Annotated in this window: 13 protein-coding genes; 4 read left to right on the top strand and 9 right to left on the bottom strand. The window is 39.6% G+C overall.

Annotated elements, in window-relative coordinates:
* Positions 1–236: 236 nt before the first annotated feature.
* Entirely contained in the window at positions 237–1,871 is a 1,635-nt protein-coding gene (locus P20652_RS20575) for a hypothetical protein (protein WP_008165668.1), read from the bottom strand.
* Positions 1,823–4,912, bottom strand: coding sequence for an ATP-binding protein (locus P20652_RS20570; protein ID WP_202799040.1), 3,090 nt, complete (start codon positions 4,910–4,912; stop codon positions 1,823–1,825). The genes P20652_RS20575 and P20652_RS20570 overlap by 49 nt, the downstream gene beginning before the upstream one ends.
* A 572-nt stretch (positions 4,913–5,484) precedes the next feature.
* Between P20652_RS20570 and P20652_RS16085 the strand changes: the two genes are divergently transcribed.
* Positions 5,485–5,916 (top strand): universal stress protein, encoded by a 432-nt coding sequence (locus P20652_RS16085; protein WP_008165663.1) that lies wholly within the window; start codon positions 5,485–5,487, stop codon positions 5,914–5,916.
* Between the two features lie 340 nt (positions 5,917–6,256).
* On the opposite strand, the gene P20652_RS16090 is transcribed toward P20652_RS16085, so the two are convergent.
* Entirely contained in the window at positions 6,257–7,840 is a 1,584-nt protein-coding gene (locus tag P20652_RS16090) for a sulfotransferase (RefSeq protein WP_008165662.1), read from the bottom strand.
* 88 nt (positions 7,841–7,928) lie between these two features.
* The gene (locus P20652_RS16095; RefSeq protein WP_008165659.1) at positions 7,929–10,343 is read right to left on the bottom strand and encodes a TonB-dependent receptor; all 2,415 of its coding nucleotides are present in this window, start codon (positions 10,341–10,343) and stop codon (positions 7,929–7,931) included.
* Positions 10,344–10,815: 472 nt separating this feature from the next.
* On the opposite strand from P20652_RS16095, the gene P20652_RS16100 reads away from it, so the two are divergent.
* Positions 10,816–11,910 carry an NADH:flavin oxidoreductase/NADH oxidase gene (locus tag P20652_RS16100; RefSeq protein ID WP_008165656.1) on the top strand — a complete coding sequence of 365 codons (1,095 nt, stop codon included), beginning with the start codon at positions 10,816–10,818 and terminating at the stop codon, positions 11,908–11,910.
* A gap of 339 nt (positions 11,911–12,249) precedes the next feature.
* Positions 12,250–13,446: an MFS transporter gene (locus P20652_RS16105; protein WP_008165654.1), complete on the top strand. Its 1,197-nt coding sequence runs from the start codon at positions 12,250–12,252 to the stop codon at positions 13,444–13,446.
* A 76-nt stretch (positions 13,447–13,522) separates the two neighbouring features.
* Here the strand turns inward: P20652_RS16105 and P20652_RS16110 are convergent, their stop codons facing one another.
* From P20652_RS16110 to P20652_RS16120, 3 genes are all read right to left on the bottom strand, one after another.
* A complete protein-coding gene (locus P20652_RS16110) occupies positions 13,523–14,389 on the bottom strand; it encodes a DMT family transporter (RefSeq protein WP_008165652.1) in 867 nt (288 codons plus the stop codon).
* A gap of 166 nt (positions 14,390–14,555) precedes the next feature.
* On the bottom strand, positions 14,556–15,299 hold the full coding sequence (locus P20652_RS16115; protein WP_008165650.1) for a FadR/GntR family transcriptional regulator: 744 nt from the start codon (positions 15,297–15,299) through the stop codon (positions 14,556–14,558).
* A gap of 431 nt (positions 15,300–15,730) precedes the next feature.
* Positions 15,731–16,717: a Gfo/Idh/MocA family protein gene (locus P20652_RS16120; RefSeq protein ID WP_008165648.1), complete on the bottom strand. Its 987-nt coding sequence runs from the start codon at positions 16,715–16,717 to the stop codon at positions 15,731–15,733.
* Positions 16,718–16,915: 198 nt separating this feature from the next.
* On the opposite strand from P20652_RS16120, the gene P20652_RS16125 reads away from it, so the two are divergent.
* On the top strand, positions 16,916–18,520 hold the full coding sequence (locus P20652_RS16125) for a GMC family oxidoreductase (RefSeq protein WP_008165646.1): 1,605 nt from the start codon (positions 16,916–16,918) through the stop codon (positions 18,518–18,520).
* Positions 18,521–18,540: 20 nt separating this feature from the next.
* Here the strand turns inward: P20652_RS16125 and P20652_RS16130 are convergent, their stop codons facing one another.
* Together P20652_RS16130 and P20652_RS17200 are read right to left on the bottom strand one after the other, a co-directional pair.
* Positions 18,541–19,356, bottom strand: coding sequence for a class I SAM-dependent methyltransferase (locus P20652_RS16130; RefSeq protein ID WP_008165645.1), 816 nt, complete (start codon positions 19,354–19,356; stop codon positions 18,541–18,543).
* A 3-nt stretch (positions 19,357–19,359) separates the two neighbouring features.
* Positions 19,360–19,636: hypothetical protein (locus P20652_RS17200; protein WP_033016930.1), on the bottom strand; the 277-nt coding region annotated here is incomplete at its 5' end.

Genomic DNA, 19,636 nt, shown 5'->3' with positions numbered 1-19,636 from the left:
CATGTATTCATTAGTTGGCTTAGAGCGAGAAGCAGACGCACAGGCAAACTCGTTTTTGGGCAATTCTGAGTTACGTGGTTTGCTAAATTATCAAAGGATGGATTAATTGAGGTGTATTAGTTCAGCTTTTCTCTGAGTCATCACCGTAATTTACTTGGCAAAAGTTTGTAATGAGGCGAACGAACTAGTGCTAGCCTCAATGTGCTAGATAAACATCAGTATCGAACAATTTTCAACTAAGACAGCAGCCCATTATCAAGTTCTTTAACTGCACTCATAGCTGTATAAATTTCCGAATTCAACAGTTCATCCCAGATGTCCAAACAAATACTGATTGCCTCATCATCTTCATCTTCTGTAGCTTCATCGTAAAGACGTTGCAACACCTTTAGAAGAGAGGATTCCCTGATATGCATATGTCGATGCTTAAATGATTCATCATTCTTATTCACTTCAACGATGTTTTTGACTAGCCCCAATAAAGAGTCACTCATGTCTATAAGCATACTGGGAAAAAACTCAAGCTTTTCAAATAAGCTGTTAATACAATGTCTTGCAGCTTTAGACTTAACAAATTCACTAAATAAGACCGTCGAATTATGCTTTGTCCAGTAGCTATCATACTGAACGCAACTACCTACTTTTTGCAAAATATCTTCGTCCTCATCGTTTAACAACGTTATGTATGACGACTTAATTTTGCCAATTCGATCATGGTACTTATCTTCTCTTAAGAACTGGGAAAGCACGGAAGCGCAGCCACTCCTTAGCTCTTTGTCTCCTTTAAGAACCAATGCTAATTCACGTTCAAACAAGTCATTGAAAAACCAACGAGCATAGATCTGTCTAGCCGCTTCTTTCCTAATATCCACATACTGAGAGCCAAGCATTCGGAGAACAAGCTCAATGTATTCATTGACATGCTGACTCTCGAAACCTTGATTGAAAAAGTGGTTTGCACCATACCCTCCACTGACCCGAATATCTTCAGTACATAACTCAATAAACTTAGTATGAGCAAACAGGCTATCGTAATTTAGATAGGGCTTGAGTAACTCTAATGCCGACATTTTGACCGCAGGGTGCTCATCTACAATTGCTTGATCAACTACGTCCCTATTTTGGTTTGCAAGCAATTCGTTTTTAAAAAATAACCTAGCTATCGCTATATATGCTTGCCCGCGAACGCAATTGATTGAGTTATCCATCAAAGATTTTGCTGACGCTACCTCGGCTGAACGAGTTTTGTCAGAGTTCCAAACATTTAGTTTGTTTAATTCAGGGTCTTTGGCATGACGAGCTAAATTGAGCAATAAGTGAAAAACTTTTGTGTCCGTAGCTAACGACTTACAATCGAATAATCTAACTAAAGCACTTTCACTTTCATTATGAGGGAAATGCGCAATTACTTTTTCTAATAAGATATCGCTACAAGGAGCCCAATCATCTTTGTAATCTTCATGAGCTTTCTCTTTACTACAATCAGCTAACCCTCGAAAAAACGCACTGATATATCGAGGATCTATATCTTTTGGTAGTGACAAAGCAAAGCTCGCGAATCTGACAGGTTCATTACAAACAGAACCTTCTAGAGTTCGAGAGAACTGTTCGATGGTCGGTTCAGATATTACTTCTTTAGCTACTTGCTTCCATTTTCTACCAACAGCCTGCTTTTCGGGTGTTAGAATTAGCTTCGACCAAGACCCATTAGATAGTTTGTTTCCAATGGGTAATGGTGAAGTAATCACGCCTCCAATACTCTCATACTTTGAACAAAAGTCAGAAGTTGAATAATTGAAAAATTTCCTATCGAGCACCTTAATCAATTGTTCTGTTGCAGTAGAAATGCGGCTTCCATCGAGTTTAGGCAACAAAAATATTGCGCACTACCCCAATAGCTATAGCTTGATCCTCTTCGTCTTGTCTCCAAGATCCTCTTGATTTGTTCTATCTCCATTTCACTTTTCAAGTGAATGATATATTCTTCAAGCCTTGCAAAATGTTCGTTGGAGCAGTTTTTTGAAAACTTCGAGACTAATTTACCAGGCAATATCCAAACAGGCTCAAGGTATGTGTTGCCGCACGATAAGTGCGAATTCGGACTACTAAGCATCCAATCAATGACTATATTGGAGTACGCTGTAGATAGGTTCAGCAATAACCTAGCGACCAAATGTACAGTGACAGGATTTTCTATCGCAAGATACGGTTTAACAAGCTCGTATAATATTTCAGAATCCGTTTGTAGGTTTTCTCCCGCCTTTACTATCAGCTTAAAGATACCTGATGTGAGGCTACAATCTGGCTCATAAGCATCAGTTTTATCCTTATGTAGCCATCTTAAAACCTCTTTATAATCATCTTGTGATTCAGCTATATCAGTTATCTTCCGAAGTAAACGACCTATAACCTCTTCTGGAGTATGTTCAGCGACGGCCAAAATCCCGTCTAGATCTGTTGGAGACCAATAGTCTCTTTGCGTTAGCTTTTGATGCTCTCTAATTTCCTCTGAATAACTAGGTTTACAGATAACTTCTTTGTAATGACCCAAGAAAACCTCAATTAATGACAAAGCACGCTTAGGATGTTTCTTAGATAGATTTCGCCAATCTATATAATTTGCTGAGCAGTTTTTTTGAATAAGTTCTGTCCTTAACTCGAACATATCGTCAGAATCATCTTCAATGTTCCAACACAGACTACTGTAGACTTTTTGATTCCAACTATCTGATACATCAACATATGGGCGTAGAGCCTCTACCACTAACTCTGGCTTAAGCTCTGAAATAGAGCCCAGAAGGCCAACTGAAGCATCAACTAACTTTTTATCAGAACTATTGATCAAACTCGCCAAAATGTCGCTCTCGATAAGGTATTCAATTATCTCTGGATTTTTAAAACAACTCGTCGAGATAAACTTCTGATTTAACTCAGAGTCATTAATTAACTTATCGATTAGCTTTCTAGCGGGGGCTTTAATGACTTTTAAGTCCCTTAGCGAATTAAGAGCTAAGAATTTCAGGTGAAAGCGAACCTTATCGTTAAGTAAAACAGCTTCAATACTAGAGCAGTAATTTTTTTGGTTAGCATCTAGCAACATGTTTAACGCATACTTAAGGTGCTCTCTCTTGTCTAGAGTTTGGTTGTCAAACTGTCCAAGCTCAGACAATAACTTTTCTGATGATTCACTCCCTGCTCGATATAACTTTGAACCGACCTGATAATCATATAATGCCTGATGCCTAAAACTTATGCGTTGTTCCTGCTTAGTTAACACTCCGACTGACATTAATACTTCTAAGACCCATCGTGAACCTACAGGTAGAGAGGTCAATGACACAGACAAAGAACCTTGTTTCATCATTACACTCACTAGCTTATCAATAAGCTGCTCTGCTTCTTCAACCGATAGATGATGGGCACTTATTTGACTTAATCGATCGTCCCAAAAATTCTTAACCAACTCTAATTTGTTATTAAAGCTAGGGGCAGTCTGTGTCCGATGTGCAATAGTTAGGTATATACCAAGCCATAAAGGTATCTTAAGAATCTCTTTCTTTACAGAAGAAAGCAGTGAATACGTCTCAAATGGCGAGACTAACTCCTCTACTATTTTTTCATCTAATGTAGATAATTTAACTTCATGCAATGATTCTGAAATACTCTGTAGCCAACTTGATAAGGCGATATCTTCGTTTAACTCAAAATCCCTAGAAGCCAAGACGATTGATATGTTGGCTCCTTCTTTACGTAGCGCAATTGTTTGCCGGATTAACTCCTGGCAAATGTGCAAAGCGATATTAGAATGTGCGCCAGTCCATCGGATAGCGTCGAGTTGATCTAATATAATCACTACTTTGTTGTGTTTTGATAATGAACTTAAGCTGAAAGGTGGTGAGTACGGGAAACCTAAAGCTCTTCCATACGCATCTAGATTATCTTCTGGAGTTCGTCGATCAAGCCTCACCGGAACACTGATGACTCCTGTCTTACGAAGGTAATTATGAAGTTCGAGAAGTAATGAACTTTTCCCAACTCCTGCTTCTGCTCTAATCAGAGTTACAGGGTTTTCTTCCAAAGAATCGGTGATGTTATCCAACTCTCTTCGTTTAATAAGCTGGTTACATATCAAGAATGGTTGGATTGACTCATCAAACTCTTTGGAGAGGTCATCAACAACTGAAAGTACTCGTTCATCTTCGGGTATTCCTCTGGCAACAAACCCAGCCTTTTTCAGATCATTTAATAGTTGATTCGCTGTAATCTTGTTACGTAATTTATTGTATTCAACAGGATAATATTTAAGGAACTGAACTAACTTGGTACTGCTGCCACTGAACATAGAGGAAGCTCTGTCTTCTAACTCACTTTGGTTATGTTTATTCAAATCATAACGAACAATCTTAAAACGCTGTAAAAACAGCATTGCTTTGCGGATATCTTCTTCTAACTCAACAGACATACCAAGATATTCACATAATGAATTGAAGCACTTTTCTCTCTCTTGACTTTGTTTTACTTGATATTTAAGGAAGTCAAACGGCATTGCATTACTATTCAATGCACTTTCACATAAATCGCTGATTATTCTACTCGAAAGTGGTGAGACCAAATGAAACTCTGTAGCACCTCTACCGATTTGAAAACTTGCGTTTTTTAGAATGTTGGAACTATGGAGCTTAGATAAATGCCAATATTCGCTATTGCCAGAGCTTGCTTTACACTGATGGTGTTCGTATGAGTCATCATTATTGCCTATTACCAAGTCAACTCCGACCTCATCATCCCCAATAGGCTCTACAATCACATAACTTATTTTTTCTTGTAACAGCCGCAATAACTGATATGCAACCCAATTAGATTCATACCTGTTGCCAAGCTTTTCTGCATATCCACCTGCTTCTAACGCCATACTGTCTTTTCTCAACATAACCATACACATCAGTAAGATATGGCATATATCCTATTTTTACAATTATTCTTCTAGTATCTGTGACAATTTAGGGACAGGTGACGACTTAAGTATTCAGTTCATAAAGTTAGTAAGGCCTGAAGCATGTCGATATTTTGGTATTAGAAAAAGTAACTTAAATTACGAGCTTTTAATTTAGCGTTCAATCTTATTCTGGCACGTTTTGGGGCAGAAACGAGTTATACCCGAATGGCTGCTTTTGGCACTTTTGTGGAGTTCAACTGTGAGCGAAAACTGACTGTCAGCCCCAACTATTCCAAATATTGATTATCTTATAAAAGAAACAACAACGACAACCAGAGTAATAAACCCCGCAATCACAGCCTAATCAATAAGCATAAATTGATGAGGTATTGTTACTTTTAGTGCCTTATTGTTATTTATTGATCGTAATCAATAGATAACCCTTTAATACTCACTACACTTAACTTGCTGAGATGGAGCCGAGTCTATTCTTATGGAGTTGGTAATATCATTGAAAAATATGATTTTAGATTGTGAAGGAGAATAATATGCGCACAGGTAATATTTTATGGCCTACGGATTTTTCTGATACTGCATCACATGCTTTGCAATATGCCATTGAAATGGCGAATTTATATCAAGTAGGCATTCGTATTTTACACATTGTTGATCAGCCTTCAGATAATGAGAATTATATGATCCTTGCGATAACTCCCCAAGAGTTAGCTAAAAATATGGAAGACGCTGCGGCGAGTAAAATGCATGAGTTATTAGGTCAGTTGAATACTGATTTAAAGATTGAAACGGTTATTCGACATGGTGATGCCATTAATGAGATTTTAGATGAGACTAATAGCGGTGATATAGGCATGGTGGTAATTGCCAGTCATGGAAGAACCGGACTTTCTCATTTTTTGAATGTTAACGTTGCAGAAACGATCGCCAATAAAGCTGATTGCCCAGTGTTAATAGTCAAATAAAATTGGCGCGTATCTCTTGTCCCGCTGCGGTTTTAGACGGGACAAAGTGGCCAGCAGGTTGGGTAAAAATGTGAGTTGTGTAAACGTCAATACACGGTTTAACTGCCCGAAAGTGAACTTTCATACTGGGGCAGTACCTGTATGTATAACCTGGTCTTTTCCTCATGAATTGACTGAATAATGAAGGTCCGCTTATGGCCACCCTCCAACCACTCAACAACATAAAATGTTGAAAATAATTGGCAAGGTATTTTACTGTGTCGGATGACGCTTCGCTTATCCGACCTACACTTACACAAAACCGCTTATTTGGCGTCTCCCACTGGTGAAAATAAAGCGTTTATTCAACCCTAATACCTTGCTTTAAAAGGTACTCCACTGCTTTATCTGTATGTGGCTTAAACGCCTTCCAGCGGCCGATTGCTTTATTATTAAGTGGTTGGCGTACTTGTACTTTACTGGCGGTAGAGACCGGTGCGGTGTTTAAGTGAAAATCTATACACTGGGGTTGCCACTCTAGGTTACAAAAGCTGACTAACTCTTTAATTTGTTGCTCGGGTTGTGCGACTAACTCTTCGTATTTTACTAATTTTATATTGCTGTGTTGCATGCTGAAGTGCTGCATTAGTTTGTAAAAACGGCTGTAAAATTTTGCAGTGTCGAGTAGGTCGAGCGAGTACGCGTAGTAGGGGTTATTAATGGTAAATAATTGGCGGTAGTTACCAATACAGGTGTCCATTGGGTCGCGCAGCATACAAATGATTTTAGCGTTTGGCAGTGCTTTGGTTATTAAATCGATATAAAAAAAGTTAAACGGGAGCTTATCAATAAAGTGTTTATGGCTGCCTGTTATTACGCGTGTTGCGTTTAAATAGGTTGACCCAAGCTGATTAAAATCAAGCTCGTAGGCTTTACTGAGCGTTTGAGTGTCGAGCACGTGAGGTGTTTGTGTTTGGCTTAGCTTTTTAACACTTAGGCCAAAGTCTTGTAATTCACCGGCTGATTGCACGTCGCTGTGGCTTGATAAAATACGCTCAACTAATGTGGTGCCAGAGCGGGGCATGCCTAATACAAAAATAGGTTCGGCCGTTGGGTTACCTTGTGTTAGCGCTTGTGTGTGCTGTTCACTTAAGCGTGTAATATGTTCAAATAACTCAGTTGAGCTTTTATGATCAAACGGCTGTACAGCACGTTTTGCTACTTTACCTTGCTCTAACGCGTTAAAAGCCTGAGCAAACTCACCAATATCTTGATACTCTTTTGCGAGTGCATGGCCTATATGTAGTTTTGCATCGGGGTGTGTTACTTGCTCAAACACGTTTTTTAAGCGTTCAATATGATTGTTTTGCTTACTTACTTTAGTTAAATCACTTAATGCAAAATGACTTTGATGATGCAGCGGATTAAGCGCTATGGCATTTTCAAAAGCGTGTTGAGCTTTATCAAATAGTCCTAAAAATTTAGCGCTTACACCGTAGTTATAGTAAAACGGGGGTTGAGCTTTGTTAGCTGCTGTAGCCAGTGTAATAGCGCGCTCAAAGTAGTTAAGTGCGTGTTCGTGAATGCCTGCTTGAGTAAATGCAACGCCGAGTGTGTCGGCATCAAGTGCTTTAGTTATTTGCCTTAATGGTACCGATAGTGCGGTTTTTTTTGCTTTTTGTAATTCGCCAGTAAGTGCGTAACATTTAGCAAGTTGCGCAGTGTATTCAATACTTTGGCCAAGGGTAAGAGCTTTTTCGATGAGCTTTATTGCTTTGTGTATTTGCCCAACAGTTAAATTAACCATAGCTAACAAAAAATACCCATCAGCAAAGTCTGGCTTGAGTGTAACTAACTCCACTAGGGCTTTGTGTGCTTGCTCTATTTTACCTTGGTTTAGGGAGTGTATTGCGCTTTGATGAAGTTGCTTTAAATTTGGCTGCATGGTTTTTGGTAATTATTATTTTGTAAAAGAAAATAAAAAGGCTCAAATAAATTTGAGCCTTACAACATTGTTTAAAAATTACTATAAATTATATTTCAAATTTGTAGTTAAATTTAACACCTACCGTAAGCGGGCGATTAATGTAATGGCCGTAGTTACGTTGTATGTCGGCGCCATTAGCTGATGTTATATCGGCATCTGAACGACGCACGGATGTAACCGCGTATTTGTTGAATAGGTTATCAACATATAGGGTAGTTGACCATGCATCGGCTGTTAATTTAGCTGATATATTACTTAAACTGTAACCAGGTAGTGTTTCGCCGTTATCACGAAGACCAACGCGGGAAACAACATCACTCTGTGCTGTTAAACCATAGTTTATATCAAGCGTTTTATCGCTAAACACATCAGTTTGATAGTTTATACCCATTGAGAACTGGTGTTCAGATGAGCCCGGTAAACGGTCGCCATCTTCAGCGCCATCTGTACCGTCTGAGTTAAATAAGAACGGCGCGTCTGATGTAAGCTCTGCTTTTGTGTATGCATAAGTTGCATACACTGAGAACGCGTCAGATAATATTGCACGGGTTGATATTTCAACTCCTTTAGCGTTGGCACTACCTGCGTTAGATAAATACGGTAATTGGCCTACATTGGTTGCACCTGAAATTTGTGCATCATCCCAATCTACATTAAATAACGCAGCGTTAAAGTGTAAACGGCTTCTTAGCCATGTGCTTTTAAAACCTAACTCGTAGTTGGTTGTTGTATCTGCATCGTAAAGCATTTCACTTGGGTTACCACAACCGGCTTGGTTAGCTGGTAATGGATCAGGACAGGGTGCTAAACCATTTGAACCACCAATTCTAAAACCTTCACTAATGGTTGCATAACCCATTACTGAATCAGTAAATTGATACTTCGCATTAAATTTAAATAGACTGCCGTTATCACTTGCTTCATTTTTTTCAAAATTTAGTGATATATCATCTGGGCCTGCGCCATCAAATAAGGTGTTAAATAACGGGAAATCGACTGCAGATTCAGATTCTACATCGTATTTGTAAAAACGGACACCAACAGTTACATCAAGTTTCTCAGTGACTTGGTAACCTACTTCACCAAATAAAGCCGATTCTGTAACTTCTGTACGGTCAACAGAAAAATATTCAAGTTGGTCAGGGCGAGATTGGTCAGCACCAAAGTTTTCAACTGCAAAATCACCAAACCCTGGAGTAAACTCTTTGCTCGATGCATCGCTTTCAATCTTGTTGTAAAAACCACCTACGATCCAGTTAATATCGCTATCACCTTGTGATACTAAACGGATTTCTTGAGTAAATGTATCTTCTTCTTCTATTTCTCTTGTAAATGATGAAAACGCAGGGAATTCTTCATAACCGTAATCAAGACGAATAAGTAAGTCTGTTTGATCGCGTTGACCGTCAGCATCAAAGCTCGAAATACCCGTAGCCGATACTAGCTCTGCAAAACCTAGGTCTGCTTTAAGTTCAAGGCTTAGTAATTGATCTTCTTTTTCACGAGGCTCTTCAAAGCGATAGGCTGATTCGTATTTACCTATTAGGTCGCTTAAACCGTTGTTTGAATTAAGGCTGTTGTAATGAACAATCGAGCGACCTTCGCTGTCTTGGTTTTGGTAAAAGTAGTTAAGTGTTCCTTCAAACGTTTCACTTGGCTTAAAGCGAACAGAAATACGACCAGTAGTGGTGGTCTCGCCGTTGGCGTCTTTTACATTTTTAAGGTTGTTGTTAACTGCTGAGCTATCGCTCCAATCAGGATCGGGTAGTGATACGCCAGGCTCACGTACTACGTAGCCGTAATCAATAAAACCAGGGTCTTCATATACGTTTAAGCTGGCGCGCACTGCAAGCTTGTCTTCAATTAGTGGCAGGTTAAATATAAAGCCGCCTTCGCCACCAATTGAGTCGCTCTCTTGAGATTGAGAAATATTGCCAAACACTTCAAGCGATGTGAAATCAAGCTCTGGTTGTTTCAGCATGTATCGAATTGCACCGCCCAATGTGCCTGCACCATATAAGGTACCTTGTGGCCCAATAAGTACTTCTACACGTTCTACATCAACTAGGCGCATATCAATAGAAACAGGGATTTCGTTAATGTAAGTTGCAACAGTGCCGCCATCTGACGATGGACCAGAAGAATTTGTATTTAAACCACGAACAATAATTGGTGAGCCAGAGCGGCCACCTTGATCGGTAATTGTTAAACCAGGTACCCAGCGTGCTATGTCGGCAAGTTCGCTAATGTTTTGATCTTTCATTATATCAGCATCTAGGGCGGTAATATTTAGCGGTGCATTTTGCACGGAGCCGCTGCGCCTTGTTGCTGTAACTTCAATTACTTCGAGTGATTTGCTTTTATCTGCAACTTCTTCTTGAGCAAGTGCGGCATTAGGCAATAAAAATACGCTAGAAACAGCGCTCGAAATAGCCAAGGTTAACAAGCTTGGTTTAAACATAAAAAGTGATCCCCAGTTTAAAAATTGAACATTAGTTAATTTAAGCAGTTTATCAGGGTGTTAAGTAGCTTGGAATATTTAAATTGAATTTTAATTCACTTTTATAGAATAAATACAGCTTATTTGAGGGGTTTTTACTTGGTTAATAGGCAATACAAGCAGTAGCTTAATACAAATAGGTACAATGAGGTTAAGAATTACACCCTTGTTTAAAGGTAAATAGTCATTCATTTTTAAAGATGATGTTATGACGTGCTCGTTAACAAATTATTACATTAAAATTAATATTTCATAATGTCATTACTTATACTTTTATTAGCACTATTAAAGTGTATTTTGATCCCCATTTAGAGTGTTAAGTCGTAATTATTAGTGACAGTTTAAGTTATTGAGTGAGCGTGTTTGATTACCGCTTCGTACTTTATTTTTTATTTTGTCCGTACTTTTTTGTGCGTGTTTTTAAGGATTAACAATGAGCCAACTATTTTCGCCTTTATCACTTGGGCAAGTAACGTTAGATAACCGTATTATTATTGCACCCATGTGCCAGTACTCAGCAAACAATGGCGCAGCTAGCGATTGGCACACTATTCATTTGGGCCAATTGAGTTTAAGTGGTGCAGGATTGCTAATTTTAGAAGCAACAGCAGTAAACCCAGAAGGGCGTATTAGCTACGGCGATTTAGGGCTTTGGAATAACGAAACCCAGCAAGCCCTGGGCAAAAGCTTAAAAGCAGTAAGGCAATACAGCCCTATACCTATTGGTATTCAGCTGGCGCATGCTGGGCGTAAAGCCTCTACAGGTAAGCCGTGGGAAGGTATTGGCGCTATTGCACCAGGTGAAGTAAATGGCTGGCAAACCGTGGCACCTTCGGCAATTGCGTACGACGATAAAAGCTCTGTTCCAAAAGCAATGAGCCAAGACGACATAGACTCATTAATTAAAGACTTTGTCAGTGCAGCTAAACGCGCTGATGAACTCGGCCTTGATTTAATCGAGCTACATGGTGCGCACGGTTACCTGTTACACCAGTTTTTGTCGCCACTTTCAAACAAGCGCGATGACAATTACGGTGGTAGCCTAGAAAACAGAATGCGCTTATTGCTTGACGTGTTTAAAGCGGTAAGAGCGGTATTCCCTAGTGATAAAGCGGTAGGTGTGCGTATTTCAGCAACCGATTGGGTTGAAGGCGGCTGGGATTTAGAACAATCGATAGTGCTTAGTAAAGCGCTTGATGAACTCGGCTGTGATTTTATTCATGTAAGTACTGCGGGCCTAAGCCCTGAGCAACAAATACCAGTAAAACCTAATTTTCAGGTACCGTTTGCAACAGCCATTAAAGAAGCTGTGAATATGCCTGTTATAGCGGTGGGTTTAATTACACAGGCGCAACAAGCCGAAGATATTATTAGTGAGCAGCAAGCCGATGGTGTAGCGCTTGCGCGTGGCATTTTATATAACCCGCATTGGCCATGGCATGCAGCGGCAGAGTTAGGCGCTACAGTCACTGCACCTAAACAGTATTTACGTTCAAGCCCACATGGGCAGCCATCACCAATAAAATAAAGTTTAGTTATTAGGGCGTGTTGATCTTTGGTGGTTGAATTTTCAGCAGTGTGTTTGGTATTTAAGCAAGGCAGAGCCTATGATGTGTGGTTGTTCCCCATACATAGGCGATAACGCAGCATTAATGCCAAACATGCGCTGCCCTTGGGTTCTTTCTAGGGACGATTGACTCTTTGTTGCTCGGTTTTGACTTAGCCCACTAGGTTACAAACCTCGCGCCGCGATTAAATCTTCCTTGGATTGAACAAATTTCAATCCACAAAGTTCAACACGCCCTAAGCAAAACCAAACCCGCGTTTGCTGGTTGGGTTTTATTATTTTTATAAAGTAGAGACACAGATGACCCAAACAGGCGTTTCAGCGCAACCACTTAGCAATACACTCATTACTATTATTGCTTTGTGTTGCGGACTTATTGTTGCCAATATTTACTACGCTCAACCTATTATTGAGTTACTTGCTCCTGAAGTAGGATTAAGTCTTCATAGCGCCAGTTTTATAGTGTCGCTTACTCAAATTGGTTATGCCTTAGGGTTACTTTTTTTAGTGCCGTTAGCTGATTTAATTGAAAATAAAAAACTCATGTTGATCACGCTTGTTGTGTCATTTTTGAGTTTAGTGGGTACAGCACTTGCTGATTCACCTAATGTAATGCTCATTTTGTGTTTAATGATAGGAATAAGTTCGGTTTCTGTTCAGGTACTTATACCTTTAGCTGCTCATTTATCGTCTGATGAAAGTCGCGGTCAAGTTCTTGGTAATATTATGGCGGGGCTGTTGTTAGGTATTTTGCTGGCAAGACCTATATCGAGCTTAATAGCCGATCACTTTGGTTGGCGCGCTGTATTTTACTTTGCAGCAGGGTGTATGGTGTTTATTGCAGGCGTAATTTATTTTGCTATTCCAAGCAGGCAACCTACCCATAAAACAACGTATTTTAAGTTATTAAAATCGCTTAAACAGTTAATGATAAGCCAGCCAGTGCTTCGCCAGCGCTCACTTTTTCAAGCGTTAATGTTTGCATCTTTTAGCTTGTTTTGGACAAGCGTGCCGGTTGTACTAACGCGTGAGTATGGTTTATCGCAATCAGAAATAGCATTGTTTGCTCTAGTGGGGGCAGCTGGCGCAGTAGCTGCACCCATTGTTGGGCGTTTAGCTGATAAGGGGTATACACATCAGGTGTCTCTATTAGCAAAAGTCATTGCGGTGCTATGCTTTTTACCAAGCTTATTTGAATTACCTTACGGCATTATAGTATTGGCATTAACGGGATTGCTTATTGATTTTGCAGTTCAAGCAAATATGGTACTGGGCCAACGCGCGGTATATGCACTAGAGCCTCAAAGCCGTGCTCGTCTAAACTCCATTTATATGACGAGTATATTTGTGGGCGGGGCAGCAGGTTCATTGATTGCCAGTCCACTTTACGAAGCGGGTGGTTGGAAAAGCATTGCATTAGTTGCGGCAGGTATGCCGCTTATTTCGTTGATTGGGTATTTGGTTACAACTAAAAAGCAAAGTAAGGCTGTGAGTTAAAAATCACTGCAAAGAGCACAATAAAGTCACCATGTTGCGTGGTGACTTTATTTAGGTTATTTAGATTATTTGGTATTTAATTAAGTAGTCTTTTTTTTGCGTTTGAAAAAGAGCTACCAACAGATGCAATAATCACAAGTAAAATAGCAAGCCACTGCCATAAAGTAAGCAACTCACCCAGTATAATTAACCCTGCGAGCGAGGCTATTGCAGGCTCTAAGCTCATCATTACGCTAAACCCTTGTGAAGGCATATTACGAAGCGCAACCATTTCAAGTGTGTAAGGCAGTGCGCTTGATAAAATAGCAATACCAATACCCAGTGGGATAATTTCCCATGTAAACGCAGCGCTTTGCATAATGCCGCCGTAAGGTACTAGCACTATAGCGGCAACGGTCATACCCAATGCGACAGTAGCTCCACCAGAGCTTTGTGTACCCGTTTTTTTACCAAATAATATATAACCTGCCCAACATGCACCGGCACCAAGTGCAAGTACTACACCTAATGGATCAAGACTGTCTTGGCCGCTCATATCAGGAAGTAGAAGCAAAATACCGGCAATAGCGCACGCAACCCAAAATAAGTCACGTTTTCGGCGAGATGAAAATAAGGCAACAGCAAGCGGGCCTGTAAATTCAAGCGCTACACCAATGCCGAGTGGAATGCGTTCAATGGCGTAATAAAACAAAATATTCATGCCGCCTAAACTTAAACCATATACAATTATAGAAATACGATTACCTTGAGTAGGTAAGTGTTTCCAAGGTTTAAATACTAAGCAAAGTATAAGGGCAGAAAAACCAAGCCTTAAAGCGGTTGTTCCTTCTGGTCCAACAATAGGGAAAAGCTGTTTTGCAATTGAGGCGCCAGACTGAATGGTCATCATAGCGAGTAGTACACATACCACTGCCAATAAAAAACTATTTGAAGATGATTGCATTTTATTCCTTGGTTCCAACCAGAAGATTGATCGGCATAGTCTATTTCTAAAAAACTACTGATAAGTACTTGCGATTAAAATAACTTTAATTAGGTGGGTCACAAAGGGTAAGAATTAAAGTTAGCAAATGGGCGTTTACTAACGTTAATTAATTGGATAATAGGCCTTAGTGGGCGCTTTTATTAACTAAGCCATCAAGCGAATAAAGGCCTCGTTTTTCATTGTTTTTGCGTTTAATCTCTTCAAGTGCGCGCGATTCTACAGCGTCAAACAAAGCATTAATTAAACGGTTAAAATGTTTGTGCATTGCGCTGCGCGCTGCATTTGCATCATGCGACTTTAGGGCTGTATAAATAGCGGTATGTTCATCCATAACACACTCGTTATTGTTTTTACACACACTTGTATAGTCAGCAACAATTTGTGGGTTTGTTAAACGTAAATCCCATAAGTTAGACACTGCAAATTCAAGTGCTTTATTGCGCGTTGCTCTAGCTATAATTTCATGGAACTCACGATCGGCTTGCTCAACATAAAGGCCTTTTTCCATGGCAATTAATGTTTTATTTAGTTGCTCTAGTTCTTCTTCTGTAATGCTTTGAGCAGCTAAAGCGGCAATTTCGCCTTCAATTAATGCGCGAGCTTGAGTAAGTTCAAATGCACTGATCTCTTTTGATTTTATAGATGCATTTTTTTGTTCTACTACATAAACACCTGAGCCTGTTTTAACTTCAACTCGGCCGCGCACTTCTAATGCGATAATAGCTTCTCTAATAGTAGGGCGACTTACGTCAAACATTTCTGCAAGTTCACGTTCAGGTGGTAAACGGCTCCCAGCAGTAAACTCGCCTTTATTTATTAAAGACTCTATTTTATCAACTATGCGCCAAAATAAGCGACGATTACCCATACTTTACCTTCATTACCTTAAGGAATAATGGCCTCTGCGGCCTAAAAGTCAAAACCAACTGCTAATACCAGAGGTTACCTCAAAATTCACTATTATGTCAAAATTCTAACGCGAAGTTATGTCTACAAACCACTATACACAGATGGTTTTAATCGTGTATTACCAATTTAGTTTAAAATAATGCAATTGGCCAGCTTGATTGGTAATGTTTTTATGTGTTAAGTTAGTTTTAAGGTTATTGAACAATAAATATTGGTAACAAACCGAGTTTGGGTTGTCAGTGTTAAGTTTGTTGTAGAAGTATTTGATTGCCCATGGATGGGGATCGCTATTATTTAAAAGTATCTTGTAAAATGTGTCGTTGTACGAGAGCTATTTAAGCTTTCTTCTGGGCGTTAACTGTCGTTGGTTAACGCCTATATTTTATTTAATTAGTCGTTAGGGTACACAACCCCAAGTTGTTTGCGGGCTTCATCAAGAACGCTCATTACGTTACTGGATAAAATGAGTGTATTAACAGGTGACTCAAGGATATTTTGCTTTACTAATGCCATAAAATGTTCAACTTCGTATTTCATAAAGTGCTCATCAAACGGTTGGGATATAATCTCTACCTCACCATTATTAGCAATAAACTCCACCTTTTTAAGTTGCGATACGGCTTCTATACGTATGCGTCCAAGCTCGCCTTGTATTTCGGTTATGTTGTCGCCTTGCGATATTTTGGAGTAACTAATAACGGCTTGTTTATCTGCATAGTTTAGTAATACATCCCCCGCACCATCTACACCTGTATCAAGTAATAGGCCACTGGCACTTACGCTTTTTGGTGCCCCCCAAAGTGCAATTAATAAATACAGTGGGTAAATCCCTAAATCAACTAAAGCACCATTAGCAAACTCGGGCAAAAACGTATTTGGGCGCTCTCCATTTTTATACTTATCGTAACGCGATGAATATTGACTGTACTGGCCAATATATTTACGTGGTGTGCCAATTCTTATCATTGCCTGTTGCAGTCGTGTAAAGTTAGGCAAGTGAGTGGTCATCATGGCTTCCATGTAAAGGCGCTGATGCTTTTTTGCTGTAGCTATAATGCTAGCAAGCTCTTTAGAATTGGCAGCAGATGGTTTTTCGCCAAGGACATGTTTACCTGTTTCTAGGCACATAACGGCATATTGTTTATGTAAGCTGTTAGGGGCGGCTATGTAGACAGCATCGACATTTTGATCTTGGCATACTTGCTCGATTGAGGTGTAAATTTTTGCTTGTGCATTTTGTGGGTGTTTGGCTAAAAACGCTTCGCCGCTTGATTCTGCGCGCGAGCACACCCCATATAAATTAAAATCGTTTAACGTATTTGCAGCGGCTAACAGTGTGTCGCTAATAAAATTGGTGCCAACGATAACAAAGTTCATGCTCACTCCCTAGAAAATATCAGAGCGATAATTGTATCATTTTAAATTTTGGTGCGTTTGTTTTAAAAGTTAAGTTTTTAACGTGTTTAGGCTTTAATTAACGTCGTCTTTTAGCTGAGGGTTTACGCAATATAAATAGCGATTAATGAGCTGGTTTTATGTATTGTGGTGTAAATAAAAAGTAAACGGTTAAGTTGTATGAGCACAGAGTATGATTACATTATAATTGGCGCAGGCAGTGGTGGTTGCGTGATGGCATCGCGATTGTCTGAGGATAAAAATGTAAGTGTGTGCTTAATTGAAGCAGGCGGTAGTGATAACAGTGTATTTGTACAAATGCCAGCAGGCATAGCAGCGAGTGTGCCTTACGGTATTAATAGCTGGCATTATAATACAGTACCGCAAAAAGCGCTTAATGACCGATGTGGGTTTGTGCCGCGTGGCAAAGTACTGGGTGGGTCAAGCTCTACCAATGCGATGGTTTACATAAGAGGTAATAAATACGATTACGACCAATGGGCGGCCAATGGCAACACGGGATGGGATTTTGATAGTTTACTCCCGTACTTTATTAAAGCTGAGAACAATAAAGCGTTTATAAATAATGAGCTGCACGGGACAAAGGGTCTGCTACATGTACAAGAGCTAAATAACCCAAGCGATGTAAACCAATACTTTTTAAATGCCTGTGCTGAGCAGGGCGTTAATTTAAGCGACGATATAAATGGCAAAGAGCAAAGTGGTGCACGTTTATCGCAGGTAACTCAGCACAATGGCGAGCGTTGTAGTGCAGCAAAAGCATATTTAACACCGTATTTAAACCGCCCAAATTTAACGGTATTAACCCATAGCCACGTTAATAAAATAAATATAACCAATAAGATAGCGCAAGGCGTGCAAATAGAGCGTAATAAAGAGGTTATTAATTTACGTGCTAAAAAAGAGGTAATACTTAGCGCTGGCGCTATTAATTCGCCGCAGGTATTAATGCTTTCAGGTATTGGCCCAAAAGAGCAGTTAAGCGCACATAACATTAAGGTTCAGCACGTACTTGAAGGTGTTGGCGCTAATTTACAAGATCACTTAACGGTAGTGCCACTTTATAAATCAAAAACAAGTAAGGGTACATTTGGTATAAGCCCGCTAGGCATTGCCAGCATTTTTAAAGGATGCGTTAACTGGTTTACAAAACGACAAGGGCGATTAACCAGTAACTTTGCAGAGTCGCACGCGTTTATTAAATTATTTGAAGGCTCGCCAGCGCCCGATGTGCAGCTAGAATTTGTAATTGGGCTGGTGGACGATCATAGTCGTAAACTACACACTGGGCATGGTTATAGTATACACAGCAGTATTATGCGCCCCAAAAGCCGAGGTACTATTACTTTAGCCGATAACAACCCGCGTAGTGCACCGCTTATTGACCCTAATTATTTAAGTCATCCTGATGACTTGCAAGCAATGTTATTAGGCCTTAAAAAAACACTCGCTATTATGCAAAGTAAAGCTTTTGATAACATACGCGGTAAAATGGTCTTTCCGCTTGATATAAATAATGATGATCAGCTAATTGAGTTTATACGCCAAACTGCAGATACCGAATACTATCCAGTCGGGACATGTAAAATGGGGCAAGACTCAATGGCAGTGGTGGATACTAATTTGCGAGTACACGGGGTAAGTAACTTACGTGTAGTCGATGCGTCGATTATGCCTACCATTATTACCGGCAACACAAATGCACCGGTTATTGCTATTGCTGAAAAAGCGGCTGATTTAATTAAACAGCGAATGTTTAATTAAATAACCTGCAAATAAGGCTATCAGCTGTAAAACTCACTTAACCATTTTTGCCAATCGTTTTCAAGGTGCAGCATTTGCTGATGCTTTTTAGCGTTGAGATGCTTAGTTTCATCTTCGTTTGCCATGAACGGGCCAACACGACAAAGGGGGCAATGGTTTGGTGTTAAGTATGCAGGCTTTGTAAGACGTGAGCTTAATTCGCTAGTTTGTGTATCAATACTTTTTGGGCTAAAAACGTAAGTAATACCGCTGGTGTCTTTTACGTGTTTATCTCGGTCAACATTACGAATTTTATAACCTTCAAATTGGCTAATATTAAATGGCATCTGCCCGCAATATTGACTATTTAGGCGGTCATTTAAACTGCCTTCTATGTTCCATTCACGATAAGGTTTTACGTCTTTAGAGGTGATAAAACAAAGCATAGGACCATTTTTATCAAGCGCGTATTCGTTAGCGTATTTAATAAATTGGTGTAGTAAAGCGCGGTTTAATACGTTCATACTGGTTCGGCGCGTGTTGTTTTCAAACGCTTCACGGCCAACAAACGCGGGTATTAGCGGAAACTGAAAAATAACCACGTCAAAGCTGTGCTGGTTTTCGCTTAGATTTTGCCAACACGCAGGGTTTGTTACATCAAAACTATTAAGTACCTCAACGTTATGCGCTTTTAAGTTGCTAAGTGCATTATGCTGGTACTTTTGCTCAATAGTGGCCTGGTCATCATAAGTAGATGCTACCAAGGCCTTTGGTGATAGATGAGTGTAAATAGCGTTCGAGAAAGATAAATCGCCATCGCCTACAGTGAGTATTCGCCATTGAGGATTTAAATACATATTTTATTTAGCGTTTATGTTTGTAGCAGTATTATTTATATCGCTATTTGTTTGTGAGTCTTTAGCTAGTAAACGATGAAACGCAAGTCTGGTTTTTAATCCTTCGATTGCGATTTGTTTAATAATAAGATTAAAAGTAATTAAAATGGCAAAGGCAATATGAATAGGACCATGTGTAAATCCTGCATCTGTATCGTACAGTGTTAAACCGAATAGCAAAAATAAGACGACTAAGAAAATTTCGAGTAATTGGTTCGAATAAAAGTTTAAACGGCCTTCG

Origin of the sequence: Pseudoalteromonas sp. BSi20652 (genome assembly GCF_000239855.1) — a bacterium.
Lineage (GTDB): Bacteria > Pseudomonadota > Gammaproteobacteria > Enterobacterales > Alteromonadaceae > Pseudoalteromonas.
The sequence above is the reverse complement of the archived record's forward strand: the minus strand, read 5'-3'. Positions and strand labels throughout refer to the sequence as shown.

Coding starts and splice junctions, on each gene's coding strand:
- P20652_RS20570 (WP_202799040.1), bottom strand. CDS start 4,912: ATGGCGTTAGAAGCAGGTGGATATGCAGAAAAGCTTGGCAACAGGTAT.
- P20652_RS16085 (WP_008165663.1), top strand. CDS start 5,485: ATGCGCACAGGTAATATTTTATGGCCTACGGATTTTTCTGATACTGCA.
- P20652_RS16090 (WP_008165662.1), bottom strand. CDS start 7,840: ATGCAGCCAAATTTAAAGCAACTTCATCAAAGCGCAATACACTCCCTA.
- P20652_RS16095 (WP_008165659.1), bottom strand. CDS start 10,343: ATGTTTAAACCAAGCTTGTTAACCTTGGCTATTTCGAGCGCTGTTTCT.
- P20652_RS16100 (WP_008165656.1), top strand. CDS start 10,816: ATGAGCCAACTATTTTCGCCTTTATCACTTGGGCAAGTAACGTTAGAT.
- P20652_RS16105 (WP_008165654.1), top strand. CDS start 12,250: ATGACCCAAACAGGCGTTTCAGCGCAACCACTTAGCAATACACTCATT.
- P20652_RS16110 (WP_008165652.1), bottom strand. CDS start 14,389: ATGCAATCATCTTCAAATAGTTTTTTATTGGCAGTGGTATGTGTACTA.
- P20652_RS16115 (WP_008165650.1), bottom strand. CDS start 15,299: ATGGGTAATCGTCGCTTATTTTGGCGCATAGTTGATAAAATAGAGTCT.
- P20652_RS16120 (WP_008165648.1), bottom strand. CDS start 16,717: ATGAACTTTGTTATCGTTGGCACCAATTTTATTAGCGACACACTGTTA.
- P20652_RS16125 (WP_008165646.1), top strand. CDS start 16,916: ATGAGCACAGAGTATGATTACATTATAATTGGCGCAGGCAGTGGTGGT.
- P20652_RS16130 (WP_008165645.1), bottom strand. CDS start 19,356: ATGTATTTAAATCCTCAATGGCGAATACTCACTGTAGGCGATGGCGAT.